Origin of the sequence: Salinispora tropica CNB-440, from assembly GCF_000016425.1 — a bacterium.
Classification (GTDB): domain Bacteria; phylum Actinomycetota; class Actinomycetes; order Mycobacteriales; family Micromonosporaceae; genus Micromonospora; species Micromonospora tropica.
Genome location: NC_009380.1, coordinates 2,590,336 through 2,610,618, shown reverse-complemented (window position 1 = coordinate 2,610,618; position 20,283 = coordinate 2,590,336). Strand labels below are relative to the sequence as shown.

Annotated in this window: 18 protein-coding genes; 9 read left to right on the top strand and 9 right to left on the bottom strand. The window is 67.8% G+C overall.

The window, feature by feature from the left end; translation table 11 throughout:
• Positions 1-16: 16 nt before the first annotated feature.
• Positions 17-1,330 (top strand): RNA polymerase sigma factor, encoded by a 1,314-nt coding sequence (locus STROP_RS11630; protein ID WP_012013542.1) that lies wholly within the window; start codon positions 17-19, stop codon positions 1,328-1,330.
• A gap of 328 nt (positions 1,331-1,658) precedes the next feature.
• Here STROP_RS11630 and STROP_RS11625 read toward each other — a convergent pair whose 3' ends face one another.
• Positions 1,659-2,048: a DUF6228 family protein gene (locus STROP_RS11625; RefSeq protein WP_012013541.1), complete on the bottom strand. Its 390-nt coding sequence runs from the start codon at positions 2,046-2,048 to the stop codon at positions 1,659-1,661.
• A 475-nt stretch (positions 2,049-2,523) separates the two neighbouring features.
• Between STROP_RS11625 and STROP_RS25705 the strand changes: the two genes are divergently transcribed.
• From STROP_RS25705 to STROP_RS11610, 3 genes are all read left to right on the top strand, one after another.
• Positions 2,524-3,732: a helix-turn-helix domain-containing protein gene (locus tag STROP_RS25705; RefSeq protein WP_238380223.1), complete on the top strand. Its 1,209-nt coding sequence runs from the start codon at positions 2,524-2,526 to the stop codon at positions 3,730-3,732.
• A gap of 507 nt (positions 3,733-4,239) precedes the next feature.
• Entirely contained in the window at positions 4,240-5,268 is a 1,029-nt protein-coding gene (locus tag STROP_RS11615; protein WP_202944440.1) for a PLP-dependent cysteine synthase family protein, read from the top strand.
• The gene (locus tag STROP_RS11610) at positions 5,265-6,545 is read left to right on the top strand and encodes an MFS transporter (protein ID WP_012013538.1); all 1,281 of its coding nucleotides are present in this window, start codon (positions 5,265-5,267) and stop codon (positions 6,543-6,545) included. The genes STROP_RS11615 and STROP_RS11610 overlap by 4 nt, the downstream gene beginning before the upstream one ends.
• A gap of 614 nt (positions 6,546-7,159) precedes the next feature.
• Here STROP_RS11610 and STROP_RS25360 read toward each other — a convergent pair.
• The gene (locus tag STROP_RS25360; RefSeq protein ID WP_012014116.1) at positions 7,160-7,591 is read right to left on the bottom strand and encodes an integrase core domain-containing protein; all 432 of its coding nucleotides are present in this window, start codon (positions 7,589-7,591) and stop codon (positions 7,160-7,162) included.
• Positions 7,592-7,997: 406 nt separating this feature from the next.
• Positions 7,998-8,258 (bottom strand): hypothetical protein, encoded by a 261-nt coding sequence (locus STROP_RS25355; protein ID WP_012013537.1) that lies wholly within the window; start codon positions 8,256-8,258, stop codon positions 7,998-8,000.
• 445 nt (positions 8,259-8,703) lie between these two features.
• On the opposite strand from STROP_RS25355, the gene STROP_RS11595 reads away from it, so the two are divergent.
• Positions 8,704-9,072 (top strand): transposase, encoded by a 369-nt coding sequence (locus tag STROP_RS11595; RefSeq protein ID WP_202944439.1) that lies wholly within the window; start codon positions 8,704-8,706, stop codon positions 9,070-9,072.
• Positions 9,073-9,293: 221 nt separating this feature from the next.
• Here the strand turns inward: STROP_RS11595 and STROP_RS11590 are convergent, their stop codons facing one another.
• The 4 genes from STROP_RS11590 to STROP_RS11575 form a co-directional block, all read right to left on the bottom strand.
• Positions 9,294-9,587, bottom strand: coding sequence for a hypothetical protein (locus STROP_RS11590; protein WP_012013535.1), 294 nt, complete (start codon positions 9,585-9,587; stop codon positions 9,294-9,296).
• Between the two features lie 509 nt (positions 9,588-10,096).
• Positions 10,097-11,404, bottom strand: coding sequence for an MFS transporter (locus tag STROP_RS11585; RefSeq protein WP_012013534.1), 1,308 nt, complete (start codon positions 11,402-11,404; stop codon positions 10,097-10,099).
• The gene (locus STROP_RS11580; RefSeq protein ID WP_018830153.1) at positions 11,397-12,014 is read right to left on the bottom strand and encodes a winged helix-turn-helix domain-containing protein; all 618 of its coding nucleotides are present in this window, start codon (positions 12,012-12,014) and stop codon (positions 11,397-11,399) included. Before STROP_RS11580 ends, STROP_RS11585 begins: the two co-directional genes overlap by 8 nt.
• 414 nt (positions 12,015-12,428) lie before the next feature.
• Positions 12,429-13,160 (bottom strand): class I SAM-dependent methyltransferase, encoded by a 732-nt coding sequence (locus STROP_RS11575; protein WP_012013532.1) that lies wholly within the window; start codon positions 13,158-13,160, stop codon positions 12,429-12,431.
• 276 nt (positions 13,161-13,436) lie between these two features.
• On the opposite strand from STROP_RS11575, the gene STROP_RS11570 reads away from it, so the two are divergent.
• The 3 genes from STROP_RS11570 to STROP_RS11560 all read left to right on the top strand — a co-directional run bounded on the left by STROP_RS11570 (position 13,437) and on the right by STROP_RS11560 (position 16,221).
• A complete protein-coding gene (locus STROP_RS11570; RefSeq protein ID WP_026274931.1) occupies positions 13,437-14,135 on the top strand; it encodes a class I SAM-dependent methyltransferase in 699 nt (232 codons plus the stop codon).
• Positions 14,136-14,338: 203 nt separating this feature from the next.
• Entirely contained in the window at positions 14,339-14,962 is a 624-nt protein-coding gene (locus STROP_RS11565) for a GNAT family N-acetyltransferase (protein WP_238380312.1), read from the top strand.
• A complete protein-coding gene (locus STROP_RS11560) occupies positions 14,959-16,221 on the top strand; it encodes a M48 family metalloprotease (RefSeq protein WP_012013529.1) in 1,263 nt (420 codons plus the stop codon). The genes STROP_RS11565 and STROP_RS11560 overlap by 4 nt, the downstream gene beginning before the upstream one ends.
• Here STROP_RS11560 and STROP_RS11555 read toward each other — a convergent pair.
• Positions 16,195-16,911, bottom strand: coding sequence for a MerR family transcriptional regulator (locus STROP_RS11555; protein ID WP_187151621.1), 717 nt, complete (start codon positions 16,909-16,911; stop codon positions 16,195-16,197). The genes STROP_RS11560 and STROP_RS11555 overlap by 27 nt on opposite strands.
• 82 nt (positions 16,912-16,993) lie before the next feature.
• Here STROP_RS11555 and STROP_RS11550 point away from each other — a divergent pair, with 82 nt between their 5' ends.
• Positions 16,994-18,574 (top strand): DUF6194 family protein, encoded by a 1,581-nt coding sequence (locus tag STROP_RS11550; RefSeq protein WP_012013527.1) that lies wholly within the window; start codon positions 16,994-16,996, stop codon positions 18,572-18,574.
• 104 nt (positions 18,575-18,678) lie between these two features.
• Here the strand turns inward: STROP_RS11550 and murJ are convergent, their stop codons facing one another.
• On the bottom strand, positions 18,679-20,241 hold the full coding sequence (murJ, locus tag STROP_RS11545) for a murein biosynthesis integral membrane protein MurJ (RefSeq protein ID WP_028570106.1): 1,563 nt from the start codon (positions 20,239-20,241) through the stop codon (positions 18,679-18,681).
• Positions 20,242-20,283 lie beyond the last annotated feature (42 nt).

Here is a 20,283-nt window from a genome sequence, read left to right as displayed (position 1 = left end):
GCCTGGGCGGATAGACGTGTCCGATGGCGAGCTGCCGGCCCCCGACGTTCTGGAGCGGGTGTTCCGGGAGGAGCGCGGGCGGCTGCTCGCCACCCTGGTCCGACACTTCGGCGACCTCGACCTCGCCGAGGAGGTCGCCTCTGACGCGATCGAGGCGGCCCTGCTGCACTGGCCGGTGCGGGGTGTGCCGAGCCGTCCGGCGGCCTGGCTGCTCACCACCGCCCGGCGGCGGGCTGTTGACCGGCTCCGCCGGGACCGCGCCTACGCGGCCCGGCTGGCCGTACTCCAGGCCGAGGCCGTCCGGCAAGAGCCGGCCGCGCCCCAGCCGGGCGACGGCGACGACCTGCCGGACGAGCGGCTGGCGCTCTTCTTCACCTGCTGTCATCCGGCGCTGCCCGGCGAGACGCAGATCATGTTGACCCTGCGCTACCTGGCCGGACTCACCACTGCCGAGGTCGCCCGGGCGTTCCTGGTCCCGGTGCCGACGATGGCCCAGCGGATCGGCCGGGCGAAGCAGAAGATCCGGGCCGCCCGGATCCCGTTCCGGGTTCCGGACGCCACCGAACTGCCGGCCCGGCTCCCCAGGGTGCTCCGGGTGATCTATCTGATCTTCACCGAGGGGTACGCGGCGAGCAGCGGTCCGCAGCTTGTCCGGACCGACCTGGCGGACGAGGCGATCCGGCTGGCCCGGCTCCTGCACCGGCTGCTGCCCCGACAACCGGAGGTGACCGGGCTGCTCGCCCTGCTGCTGCTGGTCGACGCCCGCCGGGCCGCCCGGTGCACCGCCGAGGGCGACCTGGTACTCCTCGACGAGCAGGACCGCACACTCTGGGACCGCGACCAGATCGAGGAGGGTCGTCGACTCGTACCCGACGCGCTGGCCAACGGCCCCGGCCCGTACGCGGTACAGGCCGCGATCGCCGCGCTGCACAGCGAGGCCGCCGACGTGGCCGGTACGGACTGGCCCCAGGTGGTCGCGCTCTACGACGTACTGGCCCGGCTGGCGCCGTCACCGCTGGTGGAACTGAACCGGGCGGTGGCGGTGGCGCTGCGGGACGGTCCGGCCGCCGGGTTGCGGCTGCTCGACACGCTCGACGAGCAGGGCCGGCTGGCCGGATACCACCTGCTGCCGGCAACCCGGGCGGACCTGCTGCGTCGACTGGGTCGGGTCGAGGAGGCCGCGGCGGCGTACCGTCGGGCACTCGACCTGGTCGGCAACGAGCCGGAACGGGCGTTCCTGCGGCGGCGGCTCGCGGAGGCCGTCGCCGCAGCCGGTAGGCCCCAGTCGTCGTCGACCGACCGGGAGAACCCGGACGATCCGGAACTGTGAGATCACCGCGATCCCGACCCCCGCAGTTACCGCGATGATCGGCACCTCGGGGTCGCGGGCACGCAGCGCGCGGCATACGTGGACCCCGTCACGGTCGGGGAAACCCATCTAGGGGGCATGAAGCTGCCGAAATCTCCGGGGGCTGATGGGGCCCCGGTTTAGCGGTCGATGCCGCCGGCAGGGATACCGCCGCCGGGCCCGCCCGACTGGCAGAGTCACTTATTCGATGTAGCTGGTATTCGTCCGCCTGAACAGGCTTCGGTCACGGAGTGCAGCGAACCACGGTGGTCGACGGCAGAGGTGCGGTTGCGGGGTGATGCCGTGGTAGCTACTTGGTCGGACCGGGGTTGGGTAGGAACTCGCGGAGGTCCGCGGCGAGATTGCTCATCTGCTCCCCGCCTTCGAGCCAGGTGGTGATCGACGCCTGCCAGGCATCAGAGCGGGATACCCAGGGTTGCAGCTGCCAGGTGAGTGCCACGTGACCTCCGGAGTGGAAGGTAGCGCGAACGGTGAGGTGGTTGGCCTGCCAGGTCCGCTCGTCGGCCCAGCCGCGGTAGTCGGCGGCGAGCTGACTGATGAAGTCAGGAAGCCAGGCTTCGTCCCAGACCCACATCTCAGTGCCGGGTAGTTCGGCGTGTAGGCCCTGTGCGCGGGCTTCGACCGCGAAGCAGATGCCGTATTCGTCGGGAAAGGAACGGTCGTGCAGGCGGATGGACACCGTCGGGTCGTCTTGGCATCGGACTACGGATCAGAAGGTTAGGGGTTCGAATCCCTTCGGGCGCGCAAGATCGTAAGGCGCTTGACCTGTAAGAACATGGGTCAAGCGCCTTTGCTTTTCCGTCCCTGGTGGACGGCGGGGTGCTCGGTGGGTGCTCGTGCGACGCGCATCCCCTCCGTCCCGCTCCGTCCCGGTGGCAGCCCGTCCTGTCCCAATGGGTTTTGATCATGGTTTCCCCTCTCGCCCTACGAGCCCAGACAACGAGACGGTGAGGCCGGCCGGGCTTCCTGGTCGGGGGTCGCGGTGCTGGCGGTACGTCTTCGTCAATCTTTCCGGCTCGCGGGCGCCGGCATGCCCCTGCCGCTGACATCCGTTAATGTCAACGTGCCGTTAGGGAAATTAACGAGCGGTGGCCATCCTCCTCCGATCGCGATGGAGGTCCAGTTCTTCGGCGGCATCCACGAGGTGTACCCCCTTGGACCCGCAGCAACTCAAGGATGTGAAGCGGGCGCTTGGACGGCGGCTCGCCGCGTGGCGCAAGACGCGTGGCCTGATTCAGGATGACGTGGCGCGGCTGGTGAACAGCACTCGAAGCACGGTGGCCGGTGTCGAACGCGGCGAGCAGGTGGTCGACCGGGTCTTCTGGGCGCAGTGCGAGTCACTTCTCCAGGCCGGCGGCGAGCTGATTGACGGCTACGACGAGTACCGGTCGTTCGAGATCAGGCATCGGGAGGAGGAGGCCGACGCAGCACGCCACGCCCGCTGGGGCACAGTCCTCGATCACCAGACGATCGCCGAGGCCAGCTCCCCCAGCCGGCTTCCCGATCCCGACAGGCCGCTACTGCCGACCACAGGTGCTTCCACTGGTGACTCAGTATTGGTGCAGGATCCGCGTGGAGCGTACGTTGGAGTGCGGCAGGCAATCATGATCGTCGCGCGGGAGACCAGCAAGCACGCGATGGACACAGGGGCTAGTAGGGCTGTGTCTGACCTGACGATTGAACAGCTACGCGATGACGCAATCGGGATCGCACGGGGTTTCGGGCAACTGACACCCACTGCCACGATCAACGAGGCGCTACGGGTGCGTGGGCTCGCCGTCGAGACACTGGAGCGAACCCGACGGCCCGGCCAGCAGCACGAGCGGGATCTGATCACCGTGCAGGCGACGTCCTTGTTGGCCAGTGCCGCTGTTGACCTGGGTTTGTGGTCGCCGGCGATGCAGTACGCCCGGGCCGCCGGCACCTACGGCGAGATCATCGGCCACGCAGGAGTTCGTGCCTACGCCCGGGGAATGCAGGCCACGATCGCGTACTGGACTGGCCGGAACGAGGAGGCGGTGCGGTACGCCGCTGCGGCGGCGTCGCCAGTGCCGCCTGGTTCGGCGCGAGGTCTGACCGCTGCTCGTACCAGGGCATCATCGAGGCGCCGACTGGGGGCAGGCGTAATGATCTTCGCGGAAGGCTACCAAGGTGCCTACTACGGCGTGTGCGCTCCATCCGATCGATCAGGGTCCGTCCACCGAGCACACATCCTCGCGAAGAACGCCCTGAGGATTGCCCCGGCGTCATTCGCACGGGTGACGTACCGCGAGTTTTACTCACCGAAGGCATATCACTACCTAGCGTCTTGTTCCGGGTCGGTAAGTCTACTATCCTCCGACAGGTGCGAAGCGGACGGTTAACCCGGCTTCCCTACTTTTCGTCTCCATCCACCGCCTCTCTCGCACTATTGTGTATATTACTCTGCCTTGCCCACGGCTATACCGGACATCATCGAAGTAGTGCGAGCCAAGCGCATCTTGCTGCTCAGGTCGCCGTGCACCAGCACTCGAAGCAGCACCATCACCTTTCGATCCAATGCGGACGGCTCGCGCCCACGATGCGCCGGAATACGTCGGGTTCGCATGTCAAACTCGCGGACACGCAAGCCGCCCCATTGTCAAGCGATCAGGCAGTACTCACGCGCTTCCCGGAATACCGTGCACCTCACCGGGCCAAGGCGGGCCGGCAGCGTCTCTTGTTGAAGTGTGTAGCGCGGAACTGATGGTCAAGGGCATCTCCATGTCATTGACCAGTCATTCACGCGAAAGGCCACACATACCATGCAAGCCGCTATCCCTGCACGCCCACTTCCCGGTCCGGCGCAGCTCCTGGGGCACCCGACCGGTGTCCATCACACACCTACAGATTTGATAGGGAACACGCCGATCGTGTGGGTCGGCCGACCACTCACCTCTGCTGCCCGCGGTTTCTGGGCGAAGCTTGAGGCGTTCAGTCCCGGAGGTATCAAGGATCGCAGCGCACTGCACCTTGTGGCACAGGCGCGCAAGCGAGGTGATCTCAGCCCGGGAGCCATGATTGTCGAATCGACCAGTGGAACCTTCGGGTTGGGACTCGCGCTGGCAGCCAACGCGTACCAGCATTCACTCACGCTGGTGACCGATCCCGGCCTTGAGCCGATTATGCAACGGCTACTGACCGCCTCGGGAGCTGCGATCAGCGTCGTCGACCGCCCACATCTACAGGGCGGGTGGCAGCAGGCCCGGCGGGAGCGCGTGGGCGAGATTCTGTCCGCTACCCCTGGTTCATGGTGCCCGGACCAGTACAACAACCCGGACACGTTGCCCGCTTACGAGGGTCTCGGCCTGGAGCTCGTCGCACAGCTGGGACGCATCGATGTCCTGGTGTGCAGCGTCGGTACGGGTGGTCACTCCGCCGGCACGTTCGCGCCTATACGCAGGTACTTTCCACACGCACGGCTTGTCGGGGTCGACACCATCGGCTCAACGATCTTCGGTCAGCCAGCGCGTCACCGGCTGATGCGGGGGCTGGGCAGCAGCATCTATCCCCGCAATGTCCAGTACGGCTGGTTCAGCGAGGTCCACTGGGTGGCACCTGCCGAGGCCGTGTGGGCGTGCCGGCAACTCGCCGTACACGGCTATGTCAGCGGCGGGTGGAGTGTTGGCGCCGTCGCCCTCGTCGCCGCCTGGCTGGCGCGGACGTTGCCATTCGACACCCGTATCGTGGCCGTCTTCCCAGACGGACCGCAGCGCTACTGGGACACCGTTTTCAGCGACGACTACTGCCGACGGCACGACCTGCTTGGCATCGAACCGGCCGCTGACCCCGACAGGATCTGTGCCCCGACCAGCCACGAGGTCCACCGGTGGACCCGCTGCACCCAGATCGTTGACCTCGGGCAGGGTGATCGGCGATGAGGGATGTTCTCGGGCAATTCGGCTCCTTCGGCCGGCCGGTACGCCTGCTTTTGATCAACCAGTTCGGCATCAATCTCGGCTTCTACATGCTGATGCCGTACCTCGCGAACTACCTGTCGGCGCAGCTGCTGCTCGCCGGCTGGATCGTGGGGCTCGTCCTGGGCGTACGCAACTTCAGCCAGCAGGGCATGTTCGCCGTCGGCGGAAGCCTCGCCGACCGGTTCGGGTACAAGCCGTTGATCGTCGCTGGCTGCACCCTGCGTACTGTCGGCTTTGCCCTTCTCGGGCTGGTCGATTCCGTGGCTGTCCTCGTCGTCGCAGCGGCAGCCACCGGTCTGGCCGGGGCGCTGTTCAACCCAGCGGTACGCGCCTACCTGGCTGAGGACGCCGGCGAACGGCGGGTGGAGGCGTTCGCCGTGTTCAACGTCTTCTACCAAGCCGGCATCCTGGTCGGCCCGTTGGTCGGGCTTGCGCTGACAGCGGCCGACTTCCGCCTGACGTGCCTCGTCGCCGCCACCGTGTTCGCCATCCTGACCGTCGCACAGGCTCGCGCACTACCTGCTCGTGGTGGGCGAAGGGGTGAGCCAGGCGACGGTGGGTTGGTCAGCGGGATGCTGACTTCCTGGCGGCAGGTTCTGCGCAACCGACCGTTCATGCTGTTCACCGTGGCGATGGCCGGCTCCTACGTGCTGTCGTTTCAGGTCTATCTCACGCTGCCCCTCACCATCGAAGCGAACGCTCCCAGCCCGGCGGTGGAGAAGCTCGCCGTCGCGGCCATGTTCGCGGCCTCAGGTCTGCTTGCCGTCCTCGCACAGATCCGGGTCACCGCCTGGTGCCGGCGACGCTGGTCACCACACAGCTCACTCACCTGGGGAGTCGCACTACTGGGCGCGGCGTTCCTACCTGTAGCCGCGGCGAGTACCGGACCACCCATGCTTGTCGTCGCGTCGGCCGTTCTCGCCGGAGCGATCATCGCCGTGGCGACGATGGTGGCTTACCCGTTCGAAATGGACATGGTGGTCACGTTGGCTGGTGAGGGTCGAATCGCCACGCACTATGGGGTCTACAGCACCGTTTCCGGTGTCGCTGTCGCCATCGGTAACATGCTCGCTGGCGGCGCAGTCGACTGGGCGCGATCTACCCAGATGTCCATCGTGCTCTGGCTAGCGCTCGCGGCGCTCGGCGCTACCTGCAGCACGGCAATTCTGTGGTTGGGCAGGCGAGGCTTGTTCGGGCCTGCGGTTCCCACGAAACAAGCGACGACTGTCACCGCCTGAGTTCCGGGTACCGGTTCGCGGTAGTCCATTGCCGCGAACCGGTACTGACGGTAAGGGTCGTCCCGACCGCAGGATGGTTCGGAACGTGGCCTGGCCAGCCGACTGGATGTGCAACGCGCGGCCGCCATGGAATGGACCCCGCAAAGTTCTGTATGTGCTCGGACTATTGCTGGCCTTCGCATGGCGCACCATCGCCCAGTGGCGGGCCACCGACTGCGGCCGGACGCCCGACCGGATCAGTCGGCTGGTGGGTCAAAACGGGGGCCGCGGTCTGCCAGGCGGCCAAGCCGAACTGGGGCCCGCAGCCCGGTCGGCAATTGATCGTGTCCTGAAGGGCCTTTGACAGACGAGACGGCTTCGTGATCACGGTATCGGCCACTCGGGGCCCGCCGCTCGCTCGATCGCCCGGTACACCGTTGATCGGGCGATGCCGAACAACTCGGCCAGCTCAGCGCTGGTGTGCTAGCCACGTGGTGCAGCGCGACCAGGTGCCTCCTGCCGCGCGTTGAGTTTCGGCTGTTCACCCCGCAGCCGGGACTGTCTGACCTGCGCCGCAACAGCAATGAGGACCCGGCCCGGGAGGCTGCGGGTGCCGAAAGTGCCATCCGTGCTGGTCAAGCGGCATGGTCGTATTCGTGGAGGATTCCGCTGAGTCGGTCACGTCGGTGGATGTTCAGTTGAGCGAGTCGGTTGCGGTCGGTGATCGGGGCGGGTAGCGGTGCCCGTGGTCGGGCGTTGGCGATGCCTCGGTGCCCTCGGTGTTCGTTGTGGTGGTGTTCGTACTCGCGTTGGGCGTGCATCAGGTGGGACTGGTTGAGGATTAGGGTCCGGTCGAGGAGTTCGTGGCGGTAGGTTTGGATCCAGCGTTTCATGATCGAGTTCATGCGGGGCATGCGGACGCCGGTGAGCGTGACCTCGATACCGGCGTCGGCCAGGATGGTGTCGAACAGGGCCGGGTACGTGCCGTCGCGATCGCGGGTCAGGTACTGGACCTGGCAGCCGGCGTCTTCGAGGTCCATCACCAGGTTGCGGGTGGTCTGGGTCACCCAGGCGGCGGTCGGGTGCGTGGTGGCGCCGAGGATCCGGACGCGGTGGGTGGCGTGTTCGATCAGGGCCAGGACGTACAGGGCGGGTACCGGTCAGCGTCACAGTCTCGAAGGAGTCCGCGGCGACGAGCGCCTGAGCCTGGGAGCGTAGGAACGTCGCCGAGGTGCTGTGCGCGCGGTCCGGTGCCGGATCGACGTCGGCGTCTTTGAGGATCTGCCAGACGGTGGAGGCAGCGTCTTTCACCCCGAGGACGAGCAGTTCACCGTGGATGCGCCGGTATCCCCAGCCGGTGTTGTCCCGAGTCAGGCGTAGCACGAGCGTGCGGATCGGTCGGATCGTCGGTGGCCGTCCCGGCCGAAGAGGTCGGGAGTGTCGGGGATGTCGGCGGTCAATCAGGTCTCGGTGTCAGCGCAGCACGGTCTCCGGGCGTACCAGCAGCCGCAGGTGGTGCAGCACGCTGCGGGGTAGTGGGTGCAGCAGAGCGGCCAGCCAGGCCCGGTCCGCGGGGGTGAACCGGACCTGGTCGCCGTGTAGTTGCCGTTCGAGCACCATGATCTGGTGACGTAGGGCGAGGATCTCGGCGTCCTTGTCGCGGTCGCTCATCGGCAACACCCGCAGCGGAGCCAGAGCGTTGGTCACACCGAGGTAGGCCAGCCGCAGCAACACAACCGATCATCTTTGCCAAGCGCTGTGCAGAGAGCATCGTCGAGGTCCGGTCGTTGAAACCAGCCCGGGTCCGGCCACACATGCCGCGATCAGGATGACTGCGACCAGGGCGGATGAAGTTTTCGGCACCCGCAACGCTCAGCAGTCGATTATTGAATTTTAAATATTGGTAATCCGAAAATTTAGAGAAACCGGCAAAGCGGACAAAATTCTAGTACACCATAATGACTGTTATGGTGTACTGGCGTCGGTCGACCAGGTCGGCGTTGAGGGCACCGGCAGCTACGGGATCGGCTGCGCGCGTTGTCGCTGCCGCAGCTCGTTGTCGCTGCAGCGCGGTTCCGTCCCGGTCAGATCGCCGGGATCGAGGCGGCCAGCAAGCTGGCGCTCAAGTCCCTCGCCACCCGATACCAGCAGCTCACGACCGAGATCACAACGCTCGACGGTGAGATCGAGCGACTGGCCCACCAGGCTGCGCCGCAGCTCATGGCCATCAAGGGGCGTCGGGGCCGACGTCGCCGGCGGGCTGCTGGCCGCGACCGGCGACAACCCCGAACGGCTGCGCAGCGAGTCCGCGTTCGCGCATCTCTGCGGCGTCGCGCCGATCCCCGCCTCGTCCGGCAAGACCAACCGGCACCGGCTCAACCGCGCCGGCAACCGCCACCTCTACATCCTGGCCTTGAGCGGGCTCGCTACGACGAACGCACCCGCGCCTACGCCGCCCGGCGCACCACCGAGGGCAAGACCAAACGGGAGATCATCCGCTGCCTTAAGCGCTACCTCGCCCGAGAAGTCTTCACAGCGCTGCGCGTGAGCACCTGACTACCACCCGGACCCTTGTCCAGTATCTGACGGACGACGCGTACGGCAACATGATCCGCGGCGGCATCTAGCACGTCACTGAAGCCCTGAACGCAGGTTCGACGCAACGCCTCGAATCCCACCCGTCATCACACGGCTGACGGCGATGATCAGCAAAGCGGTCCGCCACGGTCGTCATCGATGCGCTGGGGCATGCCGGGCTGCAGCGCCACGTTAGCCGGTGGACCCTACCCGGTCGCAGACCAGGTCCGCGTTGCCCGGATACCCCGTGTCCACCGTCGCGGCCACCGTCTCGATTTGCTCGCGCAGCAGCGCGGTCGCCGCAGCGGCGTCGGCCGGCAGCCCGGCCTCCGCGCAGTAGGCGTCGATCAGCGGGGCGCACTCGGCATCGGTCAACAGCTGCGCGGTGAAGTTCGCGTACGACTCCGAGCCGGCCACCGCGATAGCGCCGGAGCGCAGCTCGGCGGCGAGATAGGAGAACACGCACGCCTCGAAGTGCCGGCGCACCAGCTTGCCCGGCCGCCCGCGGTCGGCGATCAGCGTGCGCCACTCCTGAGAGGCAAACCCGAGGTCGACCTTCCGGCCGTCGACGCGGCCCGCAAGGACTCGCCGGTCTTGGCCCGTTGCACACGCAGGAACCGCACCGTGTCCAGAACGCCCCGTTCAGTGCTTGTTGGCTCCAGCACCAGGACGTTCAACAGATCGAACAGCCCAGAGCGCGACGAACGGGTAGAACCGCTCCACCAGCGGCAGATAGTTGTGCCCAGATGGGCCGAGACCGCTTCATGCACCGCCGACAGCGCGGCCACCCCACCCGCCACCACACGCTTCAACCGCGGATACGCGGTTCCTCTCGATCGACGCCACGAAGCCACCACCCGATCATCAACCGGACAAAGGCCCCCGCGCCGCCGCAGACTCTCACCAACATCAATGCTCGTGAGGAAGTCCCCAGGTCAGCCGCGGATCAGAACCGCCTATTGCCGGTTTCCGGCGTACTCCGGTCGGCCCCCTGGCTAGTTGCTGCCCACCGGGCCCGCCGCGGGCGGATGCCATTCCTCGGGCAGGGTACGCATGGTGCGCAGCGGGGAGAAGACGACCCAGAACGCTCCGAGCAGGGCACCAAGGCTGGCGATCCAGAGGGCGGGACGGACCCCGATCGTGGCGCCGAGCGCGCCGCCGATCAGCGCGCCGACGGGCCGGATGCCGTAGTTGACGGTGCGCCGGACGCCGGAGACCACGGCGAGCATCGTCTTCGGTGTGGCCGCGATCTGCACCGATCCGGCGGCGATGTCGAGGATCATGACGCCCAGGGCGGAGACGAACTCGGCAGTGAGCAGCAGCGCGAGCACCAGCGGCCGCGGTCCCCCGGCCAGCGGCACGAGGATCAGTGGGGCCGGGAAGACGACGAGGCCGAGAATCACCGCCGGGCCGATGCCAATCCGGCGACTGAGCGGGCCGGTGACCGCCGCGCCGAGCAGTCCGCCGAACGCGCCGGCCCCGATGACCAGGCCCAGTACCCCGGGGGAGACGCCCAGCTCGGTGGTCACGTACAGCACGAAGAGCGCGGCGAACATGAAATTGAACAGGTTGAGTGTGGTGAGGCCGAGCAGGACCGCGCGTAGCACCGCGGAGCGGGCCACGTAGCGCACGCCGGTGGCCATGCCCATGCCGGGGCCGGTCTGTGCGGGATGCTCGGTGACCGTTGTCCGGGTCAGGAAGACAGCCGACGTCAGGTAGGTGAGCACGTCGGCGACCAGCGCGACCGGAGCGGTGAGCACCTGCACGAGTACGCCGCCGATGCTCGGGCCGGCCACGTCGGACATGGCTCTGCTGCCGCTGATCAGACTGTTGGCGTCCACATAGTTCTGCCGCTGGACCAGGCTGGCGAACAGGCTGCTGTGGGCCACCCCGAAGAACACCGAGAGGACCCCGATCAGGAAGGCCACGACACAGAGCAGCGGCAGGTTGAGTGCGTCCGCCCACCACAGCAGCGGCACGGCCAGCAGAAGGCCCGCCCGGCCAAGGTCGGCGATGATCATTACTTGACGTCGGCGCGGGTAGCGGTCCATCCACGCGCCGGCTGGCAGTGAGAAGAGCAGGTTCGGCAGCAGCGAGGCGGCGGTCAGGTAGCCCATCTCGGCGGGTCCGGCGCCGAGCGCGAGCACGGCCAGCAGCGGCATGGCGAGCATGGTGATCTGGTCGCCGAAGAGCGAGACGGTCTGGGCGGACCAGTAGCGGCGGAAGTCCGTCTGTTGGAGCAGCCGCGGGAAGCGCGGCCGGCGCGGGGGTGCCGGATCTGCCCGGACCAGGGGTTTAGTCACGGTCCGTCTCCGCTCGCGGCTCCTCGGGGGGTACGGGTCCACGCGGTACCGCCATCTGAATGATCTGCACCGGGCGAGACCCGGGCGGGCGTCTCGCCCGGTCGGCACCCCGTTCGTCGTATCGGGCCAGCAGCGTTCTGACCTCCTCCGTGAGCTCGCGCAGTTCGGTGGCGGTGACGTGTAGCACCGCGTCGCTGAAGCCAGTGGCGGCCCGCCATTCGACAGATTCGTCGCCGCGGACCGCGAGATAGTCCTGCGCGCGTTGCGCGTAGAGGGCGAGCATCACGGTGTTGAGCTGGTCGGTGGCGGCCTTCATCGCCGGGTCGTCGGAGTCGTCGTCCCAGGAGGTGCTTTGCGCGGTGGCCCGCCAGGGCCGTTCCCGGCTGTCCGCCCCGGGAACGCGTTCGGCGAGTCCGTACTTGGCGAGCTGCCGCAAGTGGAACGAGCAGTTCGGCACGTTGTCGTCGAGCCGGGCCGCAGCCTTGGTTGCGGTCATTGGGCCGTCGCTGCGCAGCAGCCCGATCAGCCGCATCCGTAGCGGGTGCGCGTACGCCCGCAGGGTGCGTGGGTCGGTGAGCTTGACTGAACGTTCAGGCACCTCGTCGATCACATGCTAGAGAATCTTTTAGAAAGATATCTCTAGCAACTGTCGTCAGGCCCAGGGATGGCGGCGCCCCAACCATGGCAGCCCAGCCGGGTGGGGGTAGCCAGAGCTCTCGTGACCTCACCGCAGGGCGTCACGGACGGCTCCGGCGTCCCACACGGCCTGGCGTACTCCACCGACCCGTGCAGCACCCGAGCACCCCGGACTAAACTTCTTTCACCCGCCAACAGCTCACGGTGACCGGATCTCGTCTTGTGTCAACACAGAGGACAACTGTCGCAGCTGAGCCCATGGATCACGTTTTCGCGCTGGTGGGAGCTGTCCAACGAGGCCCGAATTCGGGTGCACCCGAATTGGGCGCGTTCGTCCGAACGCCGGCATCAAACAGGATTTTGTAGTTCTGGAAGTCTTGTTGCTGCTTCAGGTCAGGACGAGCAGGTCCAGGGCATCAACCACTGGTCCGGTTTCACGGCGCGCTGCCTTACGTAGTCGGGCCAGGCCTGCGGCGTACTCATCGTCATTGATCAGTTGTAGCGGGGTGTGCGCCTCGCGGCGCAACGCCGTCGCGACCTCGCGTAGTGAGGCTGCCGTTACCTGGGGCACCTGCTCGAAACCGACGGTAACGAACCCGGCGGTGGAGAAAGCTGCTTCGACGTGAGCCACGCTGGGGTAGGTGTCGAGTACGCGGATGGCTTCGGGGAAGTAGCGGAACAGGCTGATCGCCCTGTGTCGACCGGCGAATGCGGAACGGACCAGCAGCCGGCCGCCGGGGCACACGACCCGGCGCAGTTCTCGGGCTGCGCGGTTCAGGTCCGGCACGTGGTGAATGACCGTGGAGATCCAGGCGGCGTCGATACTGCCGTCGTCGAGCGGGAGGCGCTCGGCGTTACCATCCATGACAGGCTGGTAGGAAGAGCGGGCGCGCATTGCCTCGGAGGGCTCAACCGCGATGACCTCGATGCGGTCGTACCAGGCAGTGAAGGCCTGCGCCCACATTCCGGTGCCGGAGCCCAGGTCGAGCACCCGCATGCCGGCCCAGGGATCGAGGTGCCGGGTCACGGCCTCCCGCCAGGCCGAAAGCCCGTCGTCGGTGAGGTGCCGGGTCGCCTCGAACGCTGCGGCGTCCGCGTTGTCGTACGCGATTCGCGCCATGTCTGTGACCCAACTGCCTGGGCAGCCGAAATGCAAGGACGCAGCGGTATGACAAATCGTCCACGCTGAAGGGCCGCCGGTCAGACGGGGTTTACGTAGGTCCTGCCGAGCTGGGGCGTGGCGTTGACGCGCATTGGCCGGTCTCGTGCATGCCGTCTACGGCACCTGCGGACCGGTGAGGCAGGTGGGTGGGTGGCTGATGTACGGTCTGTCGTGATTGTGTCACTATCGACCGGTTCTCCCACCCCGGCGCGTACCCACAGAAGCGAGGACGTGATGAGGGCCGACCATTATGACAACTTCGCGCGGAGCTACTCGATAGAGAACGAGTCAGGCTTTTACAACGCCTACTACGAGCGACCGGCGATGCTCACGCTCGCTGGCGATGTCCAGGGGCGTCGAGTGCTCGACGCAGGGTGCGGCTCCGGTCCCCTGTCCGAAGCCCTCCGGGCGAAGGGCGCCATCGTTACCGGCTTCGACTCCAGCCCGGCCATGGTCGAACTGGCGCGAACGAGGCTCGGCGAGGACGCCGACCTGCAGGTAGCCGACATCAGCCTGCCGCTACCGTTCGCCGACGGCGCGTTCGATGATGTCGTCGTCTCGCTCGTGCTGCACTACCTGCAAGACTGGGGAGCCGCCCTGTCCGAGCTGCGGCGCGTACTCAAGCCCGGTGGCCGCCTCCTCCTGTCGGTCAACCACCCCCGCATCCTCGAATCCAGAGACCCCAACGCCGACTACTTCTCCGTCACCCAGCACTCGGGCGAGTACACCTTCGGCGACGAGCACGTGGTGTTGACCTTCTGGCACCGACCCCTGCACGCCATGACCGACGCGTTCACCGAGGCGGGCTTTCGCATCGCGGTCATCAGCGAGCCTCCCTTCTCGTCGGATACCCCACCCGAACTCCTCCCGCCCGACCTCGGCGACCGAAAATCCTTCATCTGCTTCATCTTTTTTGTCCTGGAAGCACATTGACGGTAGCCAGATAGAACACCGGACACCGGGGCTGCAAACCCGGGGCGGGAGTCGCAGAGCGCCGGCCACACTACCTCCGGCGAGTGGAAGGTCGCCCAGTCAAGCGGGCCCCACCCGATCCACCCGCTGCACCGGTTCACCACTTCGCGGGACTCCACCGTGCGGGTGAATGCGATTGAGGTGCGGTGTTCGACCGGGGCAGGATACCGCTCGTGACCCAGGCGACGTTGCGGACCGCGCGGATTCAGCTCGTACCGTTGAGCGACGATCACCTGGATGGTGAGGTCAGGCTCGACGCGGATCCGGAAGTCATGCGCTATCTGGGCCGGCCGCGGCAACGGGCGGAGGTGGAGCAGGCGCATCGGCGGCGGATTGCCACCGCGTTGGTGGTTCCCGGGCTCGGCTTCTGGGCTGGGCTGGTGGACGGCTCGTTCGTCGGATGGTGGATCTTGCAGCCGCCGGAACGCGCGGATCAGGGTCCGGTCGAGGGACAGGCGGAGCTGGGCTACCGGCTACTGCGCCGCTACTGGCGTCAGGGCCTGGCAAGCGAGGGCGCCCGTGAGCTCATCCGGCACGGCTTCGCGGATCTGGGCCTGCACCGGATCTTCGCCGAAACGATGACGGTGAACCTGCCCTCACGCGCCACCATGGCCGCGGTCGGGCTGGACTATGTACGTACCTTTCACCTGGACGTCGACGACCCGCTGCCCGGCAGCGAGCACGGTGAGGTGGAGTACGCGACTACCCGCCAGGATTGGCTGGTAGTCGGATCAGGCCGAACGGGCGTACCACGCGCCAACATTGGTTGGCAGAATCAGCGCTCATGATCGACACAACGGTAGCCGGTGACACGTGTCCGGAGTGCGGTGCTGCCACGGTCGCTCCACGCGAGACCCTGCCGTGGTGCCCGGCCTGCGAGTGGAACCTCGAAGCGTACGACGCTGAACGCATCGGCCCGTTCTTCGGCTGGCGGTGGTTGGACCGACGAATCCACGACATCGGGTACCGCATGACCCGTCGCCAGTTCGACCGACTGCTCGGGCGACCGCTGGGCAGTAGTGGCGTCGGCGCAGCCACCGTCGTCACCGCCGCCGCATCCGGCTTGCTGTTCCTCGGCGTGGTGGCCCTGGCTGCCACCGGGCTCTGGCTACTCGTCGCCTTCCCATTCCCGGGCCCGTCGCTTCTGCTGGCAGTTCCCCTGCTCGCTCTCGCCGTCGGACTACGGCCCCGCTTCGGGCGGCTCGACCCCGACGCCGACGTCCTCCGCCGGGACCGGTCACCCGAGCTTTTCACCCTGGTTGACGAGGTGGCGCAGGCGTTAGGGACACCAGCTCCCAACGTGATTGCCGTCAACGCCGACTTCAACGCGTACGCGACGACGGTAGGCATCCGCCGCCGGGTGCTGTGTCTCGGACTGCCGTACTGGGGATCCCTCGCACCGCAGGAACGCGTCGCCCTGCTCGGTCACGAACTCGGCCACTTCGTCAACGGCGACCCGCGGCGGATGCTGCTCACCCAGCCGGCGTTCACCACCCTCGGCTGCGCGGCGGACCTCCTCCGCCCTGCGCCATCGACCGCCCCCAGCCTCATCGAATGGATCGGGGCGACCCTTGGGCGAATCATCCAATACCCGCTGTCCCGTCTGTTGTTCACGCTGCATGCGGTACTCGTGTGCGTCGCGCTACGAGACAGTCAACGGGCCGAGTACCTGGCTGACGAGATGTCTGCGAAGGCCGCTGGATCAGCCGCCGCGAAAAGTCTGCTCGACACCGCGCTACGGGTCGAGTCCATGGCACTCGCCGTACGCCGGGAGTCCAGGGCGGGACACGGCCCCCAACGGTGGCAGGCGGCGGTCGCCGAGTCGTGGGCGACCAGCGCCGACCAGCTGCCACCGTTGCGGCAGCTGTCGGGCCGCGAGGAGGCGTCGCCGTTCTCCTCCCATCCACCCACCGGTCTGCGCCACCTGATGCTCGAAGGCGCTCAGTGCCACGATCCGGCGGTGGTGCTCACCCAGGAACGGTCGTCCCGCATCGACAACGAGCTAACCAAGGAGTACGAGTCAGCCCGGCGGATCCTGGCCTGGTGAGTCCAGACAGGAGAGGTAGTCCGCGAGGCGAGCGGATCCGGTGAGCATCGCCCGGCCGCGGGCCGTGATCCGCTCCCGCCACTGTTCGATCGACGTCGCCAGCGGGCCGGCCCCACCGGCGGCGTGCACCTGCTCGATCACCGCAGCGATGTGGCTGAGCAGGTAGCCACCGCGTCGCAGGAGGTGGGCGAGCTCGGCGTCACGCACATCCTCGGGTGAGTAGACCCGCACGGTCCGCGACCGGGCCGGGGCCAGGATGCCGACCCGCTCCCATTTACGCAGCGTGGCTGGGGTGACACCGAGCCGGCGGGCGAGAACACCGACGGAGATGGCCGCGTTCGGACCGGACGCAACCGATGTGGACGATGACGCCAGGACAGTGGCGGCCGTGGTGACCTGGTCCAGGGTCTCCCGGTCGCGTTGCAGCAACACGTGGGCGGCATCGACGATAGCCAGGGCGGACGGAAGGTCGTCGCGGAGTACCAACCTCATGATCTTCCCGGCCGGTTGGAAGCCGTACCCCCGAACAAGCGCGACGTAGGCGGTCAGCGCGGCCGCTTGGTCGTCGGTGTAGATCCGGTATCCGCTCGCCGTCCGCCTGGCCGGCGGGATCACTCCGGCCGCCTCGTAGTTACGGACCGCCTGCGCGGAGAGCCCGTGCGCCCGGGCCAGGTCCACCGGCCGGTACACCCGCCTTTGAGACTTCAACATGCTTCTCCCCCAGAAAGAGAGCCAAAGTCTAAATCGGTCGTTCAACGATACGGTTAAGGTCATGGCTTTTGAAAAGGAGTTGCGGTCCCTCCTCCGCGCCCACCGGCCGCGCCTGCTCGGGATCGGCGAGCCCTACCACGGCGAGCCGGCCTTCCCCCACCTGCGCAACCGGATCCTCGAAACCCTCGTCGAGCACGGCTTCCGGTCGATCGCGATCGAGTCGGACCGGGCCGCCGGCCTCGCCGTCAACGACTACGTGCAGGGCCGGCGCGACGACGTGGACCTGACCACCGGCATCAGCCACGGCTGGGCTACCCACCCCGCCAGCCGTGAACTGGTCGACTGGCTGCGTACCCACAACGAGAGGCTGCCGCCCGACGAACGCGTCGCCTTTCACGGCTTCGACGCGCCAACCGAGATCACCGGCGCCCCCAGCCCCGGCCCGTTCCTGCGTGAACTGCGCGACTACCTCGGCGCAGCCGTGCCCGACCTGGACGGCCTGGTCGGCGACGAGAGCCGCTGGACTGCCCAGGAAATCATGTTCGACGCGACGTGTTCTCCCGGCCGGTCACCGGAGGCGACCGCACTGCGTGGTATCGCCGAAAGGCTCCGCACACAGCTGTACGCCGACGCGCCCCGCCTCATCCAGGGCACCTCCACGGAGTCCTGGCACCGCGCCAGGATCCTCGCCACCACGATCATCGGCCTGCTCACCTACCACGCCGCGATGGCCGAACCGGGCACCCAGTCGCAGCGAATCGGTCGTCTGCTCTCCGTGCGGGACGCATTGATGGCGCAGAACCTGCTCGACATCCTCGCTCTCGAGCGTGACCGCGGGCCGGTCCTGGTCTTCGCCCACAACGCCCACCTGCAGCGGCACCCGAGCCGATGGGCCAGCCACTGGGATGGCCAGGCCCTGGCAGCACAGTGGAACGGCGCCGGTTCGATCGTGTCCCCGCTGCTCGGCGAGAGGTACGTGTATGTGGCCGGCAGTCTCGGGGCGAGCGGGCCGGTCGGGCTCGGGCAGCCGGAGCCCGGCACCTACGAGCATCGGCTCGGCCCCGAGACCGGGATCTTCCCATCTCCGGCCGGCGAGGATCCACGCGAGCGGGTGGCCGACCTGCTCGGGTTGATGTCGCTGGACGCCGCGACGGTCGAGAGCTGCGACGCGATCCTGCACATCGGCTCCGCGCCGGGCGCGGCCGACGCGGCCCGGATCGCCGGCCTGGCCGGGGTTACCGAGACCCGGATCGCACCGGGGTCCGAGCCGCCCTACACTTGGGGCGACCGGTTCTTCTTCACCGGCGCAGAACGGGTTCGACCGTTCGCCACGATCGTCGGGCACGACGTCCCGGGCTTCGACGAGCGGTCCCGCCTGGCCGAGCCCGGACGGTACCGGCTCAACATCGAGGTGGGGCGCACCGAGTTCCGCAACCTGTTCGGCTACGGCCCGGAGGAGTTCCCCGCACACCGCGACGGGCTCGACTTCGCGGAGACGGACCGCCTGCTGCCCCACCCCGCCTACGCCGTGCAGGGTTGGGTCAGCGTGGTCAACCCGGGCCCCGCCACCGCGCAGGACGTGACGCGGTTGGTGGCACAGGCGCGTTCCCGCAGCGCAGGCCGGGAGCGCCGTCGGAAGTGACACCCGCGCCCTGCGCCGGGCACGACGGCGTAGGGCGCGGGCACGACGACCGGGTCCTGTCGCGCGCGGAAGCTGACACCTCGCGGCACACCGGTGGCACGCCGTCAGCCGGGTCGGATGCCGGCCAGGGCTGTTGCCACGAGTTGGCGCAGCTCGGTGAGGTGCACCAGGCGGGCGACCGCAACGTAGACGGCACAGCCGATGGCGCCCGCCACGGTCAATGTGATCAGCGCAGCATTGTCCTGGGAGTCGAGCAGCGGCGTGAGGGCGTAGACCGTGAGACCGCCGCAGCTGCCGGAGACGCCGACGGCGACCGTTACCCGAGCGGCCGTACGAAGCAGTCGGTGCCCGTCGATTCGTCCCAGCCGACGGCGCAGGAGAAGGGCAGCGGCGGCGAGGCCCGCCGTGTAGGCGACCGCGTACGCGAGGGGAACCCCGATCACGGCGTTGGCGCGGGGTAGTAGCCATGTCGCGGCGACGCATCCGGCCACGCCGACGACGGTGACCCCGACGGTGACAATCGCGGGGGTCCTGGTGTCCTGGAGGGCGTAGAACCCGCGTTGCAGAATCATGAAGCCGGTGAACGGCACCAGGGCCACCCCGAAGGCTGCCACCACCGCGCCCAGCAGGGCGATCGCCGACGGTGAACTGCGGCCGTAGCCGAACAACAGCGTGGCGAGCTGCGGGCCGAGCACCGTCATGGCCACCGCGATCGGGGCGAGTGCCACGACCGCCAGCCGGACCGCCTGGGACAGGTCCTCGACGATCTGGGCGTGCTGGCGGCCGGCGGCGTGGCGACTGAGCCGGGGCAGCATCGCGGTCATCACCGACATGGCGATCACCGCGAACGGCATCTGGAACACCGCGAGCGCGTTCTGGAAGGCGCTGACCCCGCCCGGTCCGCTCGTCGAGGCGACTCGGGTGGCCACTGCGAGCAGGATCTGCGCGGCGACGACCGACACGAGGACCCAGGCGCCGAGCCGGCCGATTCGCCGGATCCCGATGCCCCGTGGGTTGAGTCGGGGCCGAAGGGTGAAGCCGCTGCGCGCCAGGGCCCACACCACCAGGGTCATCTGGGCGAAGACGCCCGCGGTGGTGCCCACGGCGAGCAACAGCAGATGTCCGGCGGGCATCGACGTAATGCTGGTGGTGCCGCCGACGGCCAGGTAGGTCATCCCGACAGCGATCACGACCAGGCTGTTGACAACCGGCGCCCACATCGGAACGGCGAACCGGCCCCGGATGTTGAGCGCCGCGCCGGCGGTGGCACTGAGGCCATAGAACAGGATCTGGGGCAGAAAGAACCGGCTGAGTAACACCGCCAGGTCGTGCTGCTCGCCGGAAAAACCCGGCGCATAGACCGCGACCAGCCACGGGGCTGAGATCATTGCCACCAGAGTGACTGCCCCGAGCCCGTAGACCAGCAACGACAGTAGCCGCTGGGTGTAGACCATCCCGGCATCGGGTTCGGTCAGTGCGGCACGCACCAGCAGCGGCACCACCACGCTGGCCATCGCGCCGCCGACGACAAGCTCGTAGACGGCGTTGGGCAGCGTGTTCGCCACGTTGTAGCCGTCGAGCAGACGGCTCCCCATTCCCAGGGCGGAGGCCAGCACCACCAGACGGACGAAACCGGCGGCCCGTGACACCAACGTCGCCACCGCCATGGCGCGGCCCGCGCTTCCGATGGAAGATCCTTCTGCCATGGC

Excerpts from the sequence above, each read along its gene's own strand:
- STROP_RS11610 (WP_012013538.1), top strand. The coding sequence starts at position 5,265 with ATGAGGGATGTTCTCGGGCAATTCGGCTCCTTCGGCCGGCCGGTACGC.
- STROP_RS11575 (WP_012013532.1), bottom strand. The coding sequence starts at position 13,160 with ATGGCGCGAATCGCGTACGACAACGCGGACGCCGCAGCGTTCGAGGCG.
- murJ (WP_028570106.1), bottom strand. The coding sequence starts at position 20,241 with ATGGCGGTGGCGACGTTGGTGTCACGGGCCGCCGGTTTCGTCCGTCTG.
- STROP_RS11560 (WP_012013529.1), top strand. The coding sequence starts at position 14,959 with ATGATCGACACAACGGTAGCCGGTGACACGTGTCCGGAGTGCGGTGCT.
- STROP_RS11550 (WP_012013527.1), top strand. The coding sequence starts at position 16,994 with ATGGCTTTTGAAAAGGAGTTGCGGTCCCTCCTCCGCGCCCACCGGCCG.
- STROP_RS11570 (WP_026274931.1), top strand. The coding sequence starts at position 13,437 with ATGAGGGCCGACCATTATGACAACTTCGCGCGGAGCTACTCGATAGAG.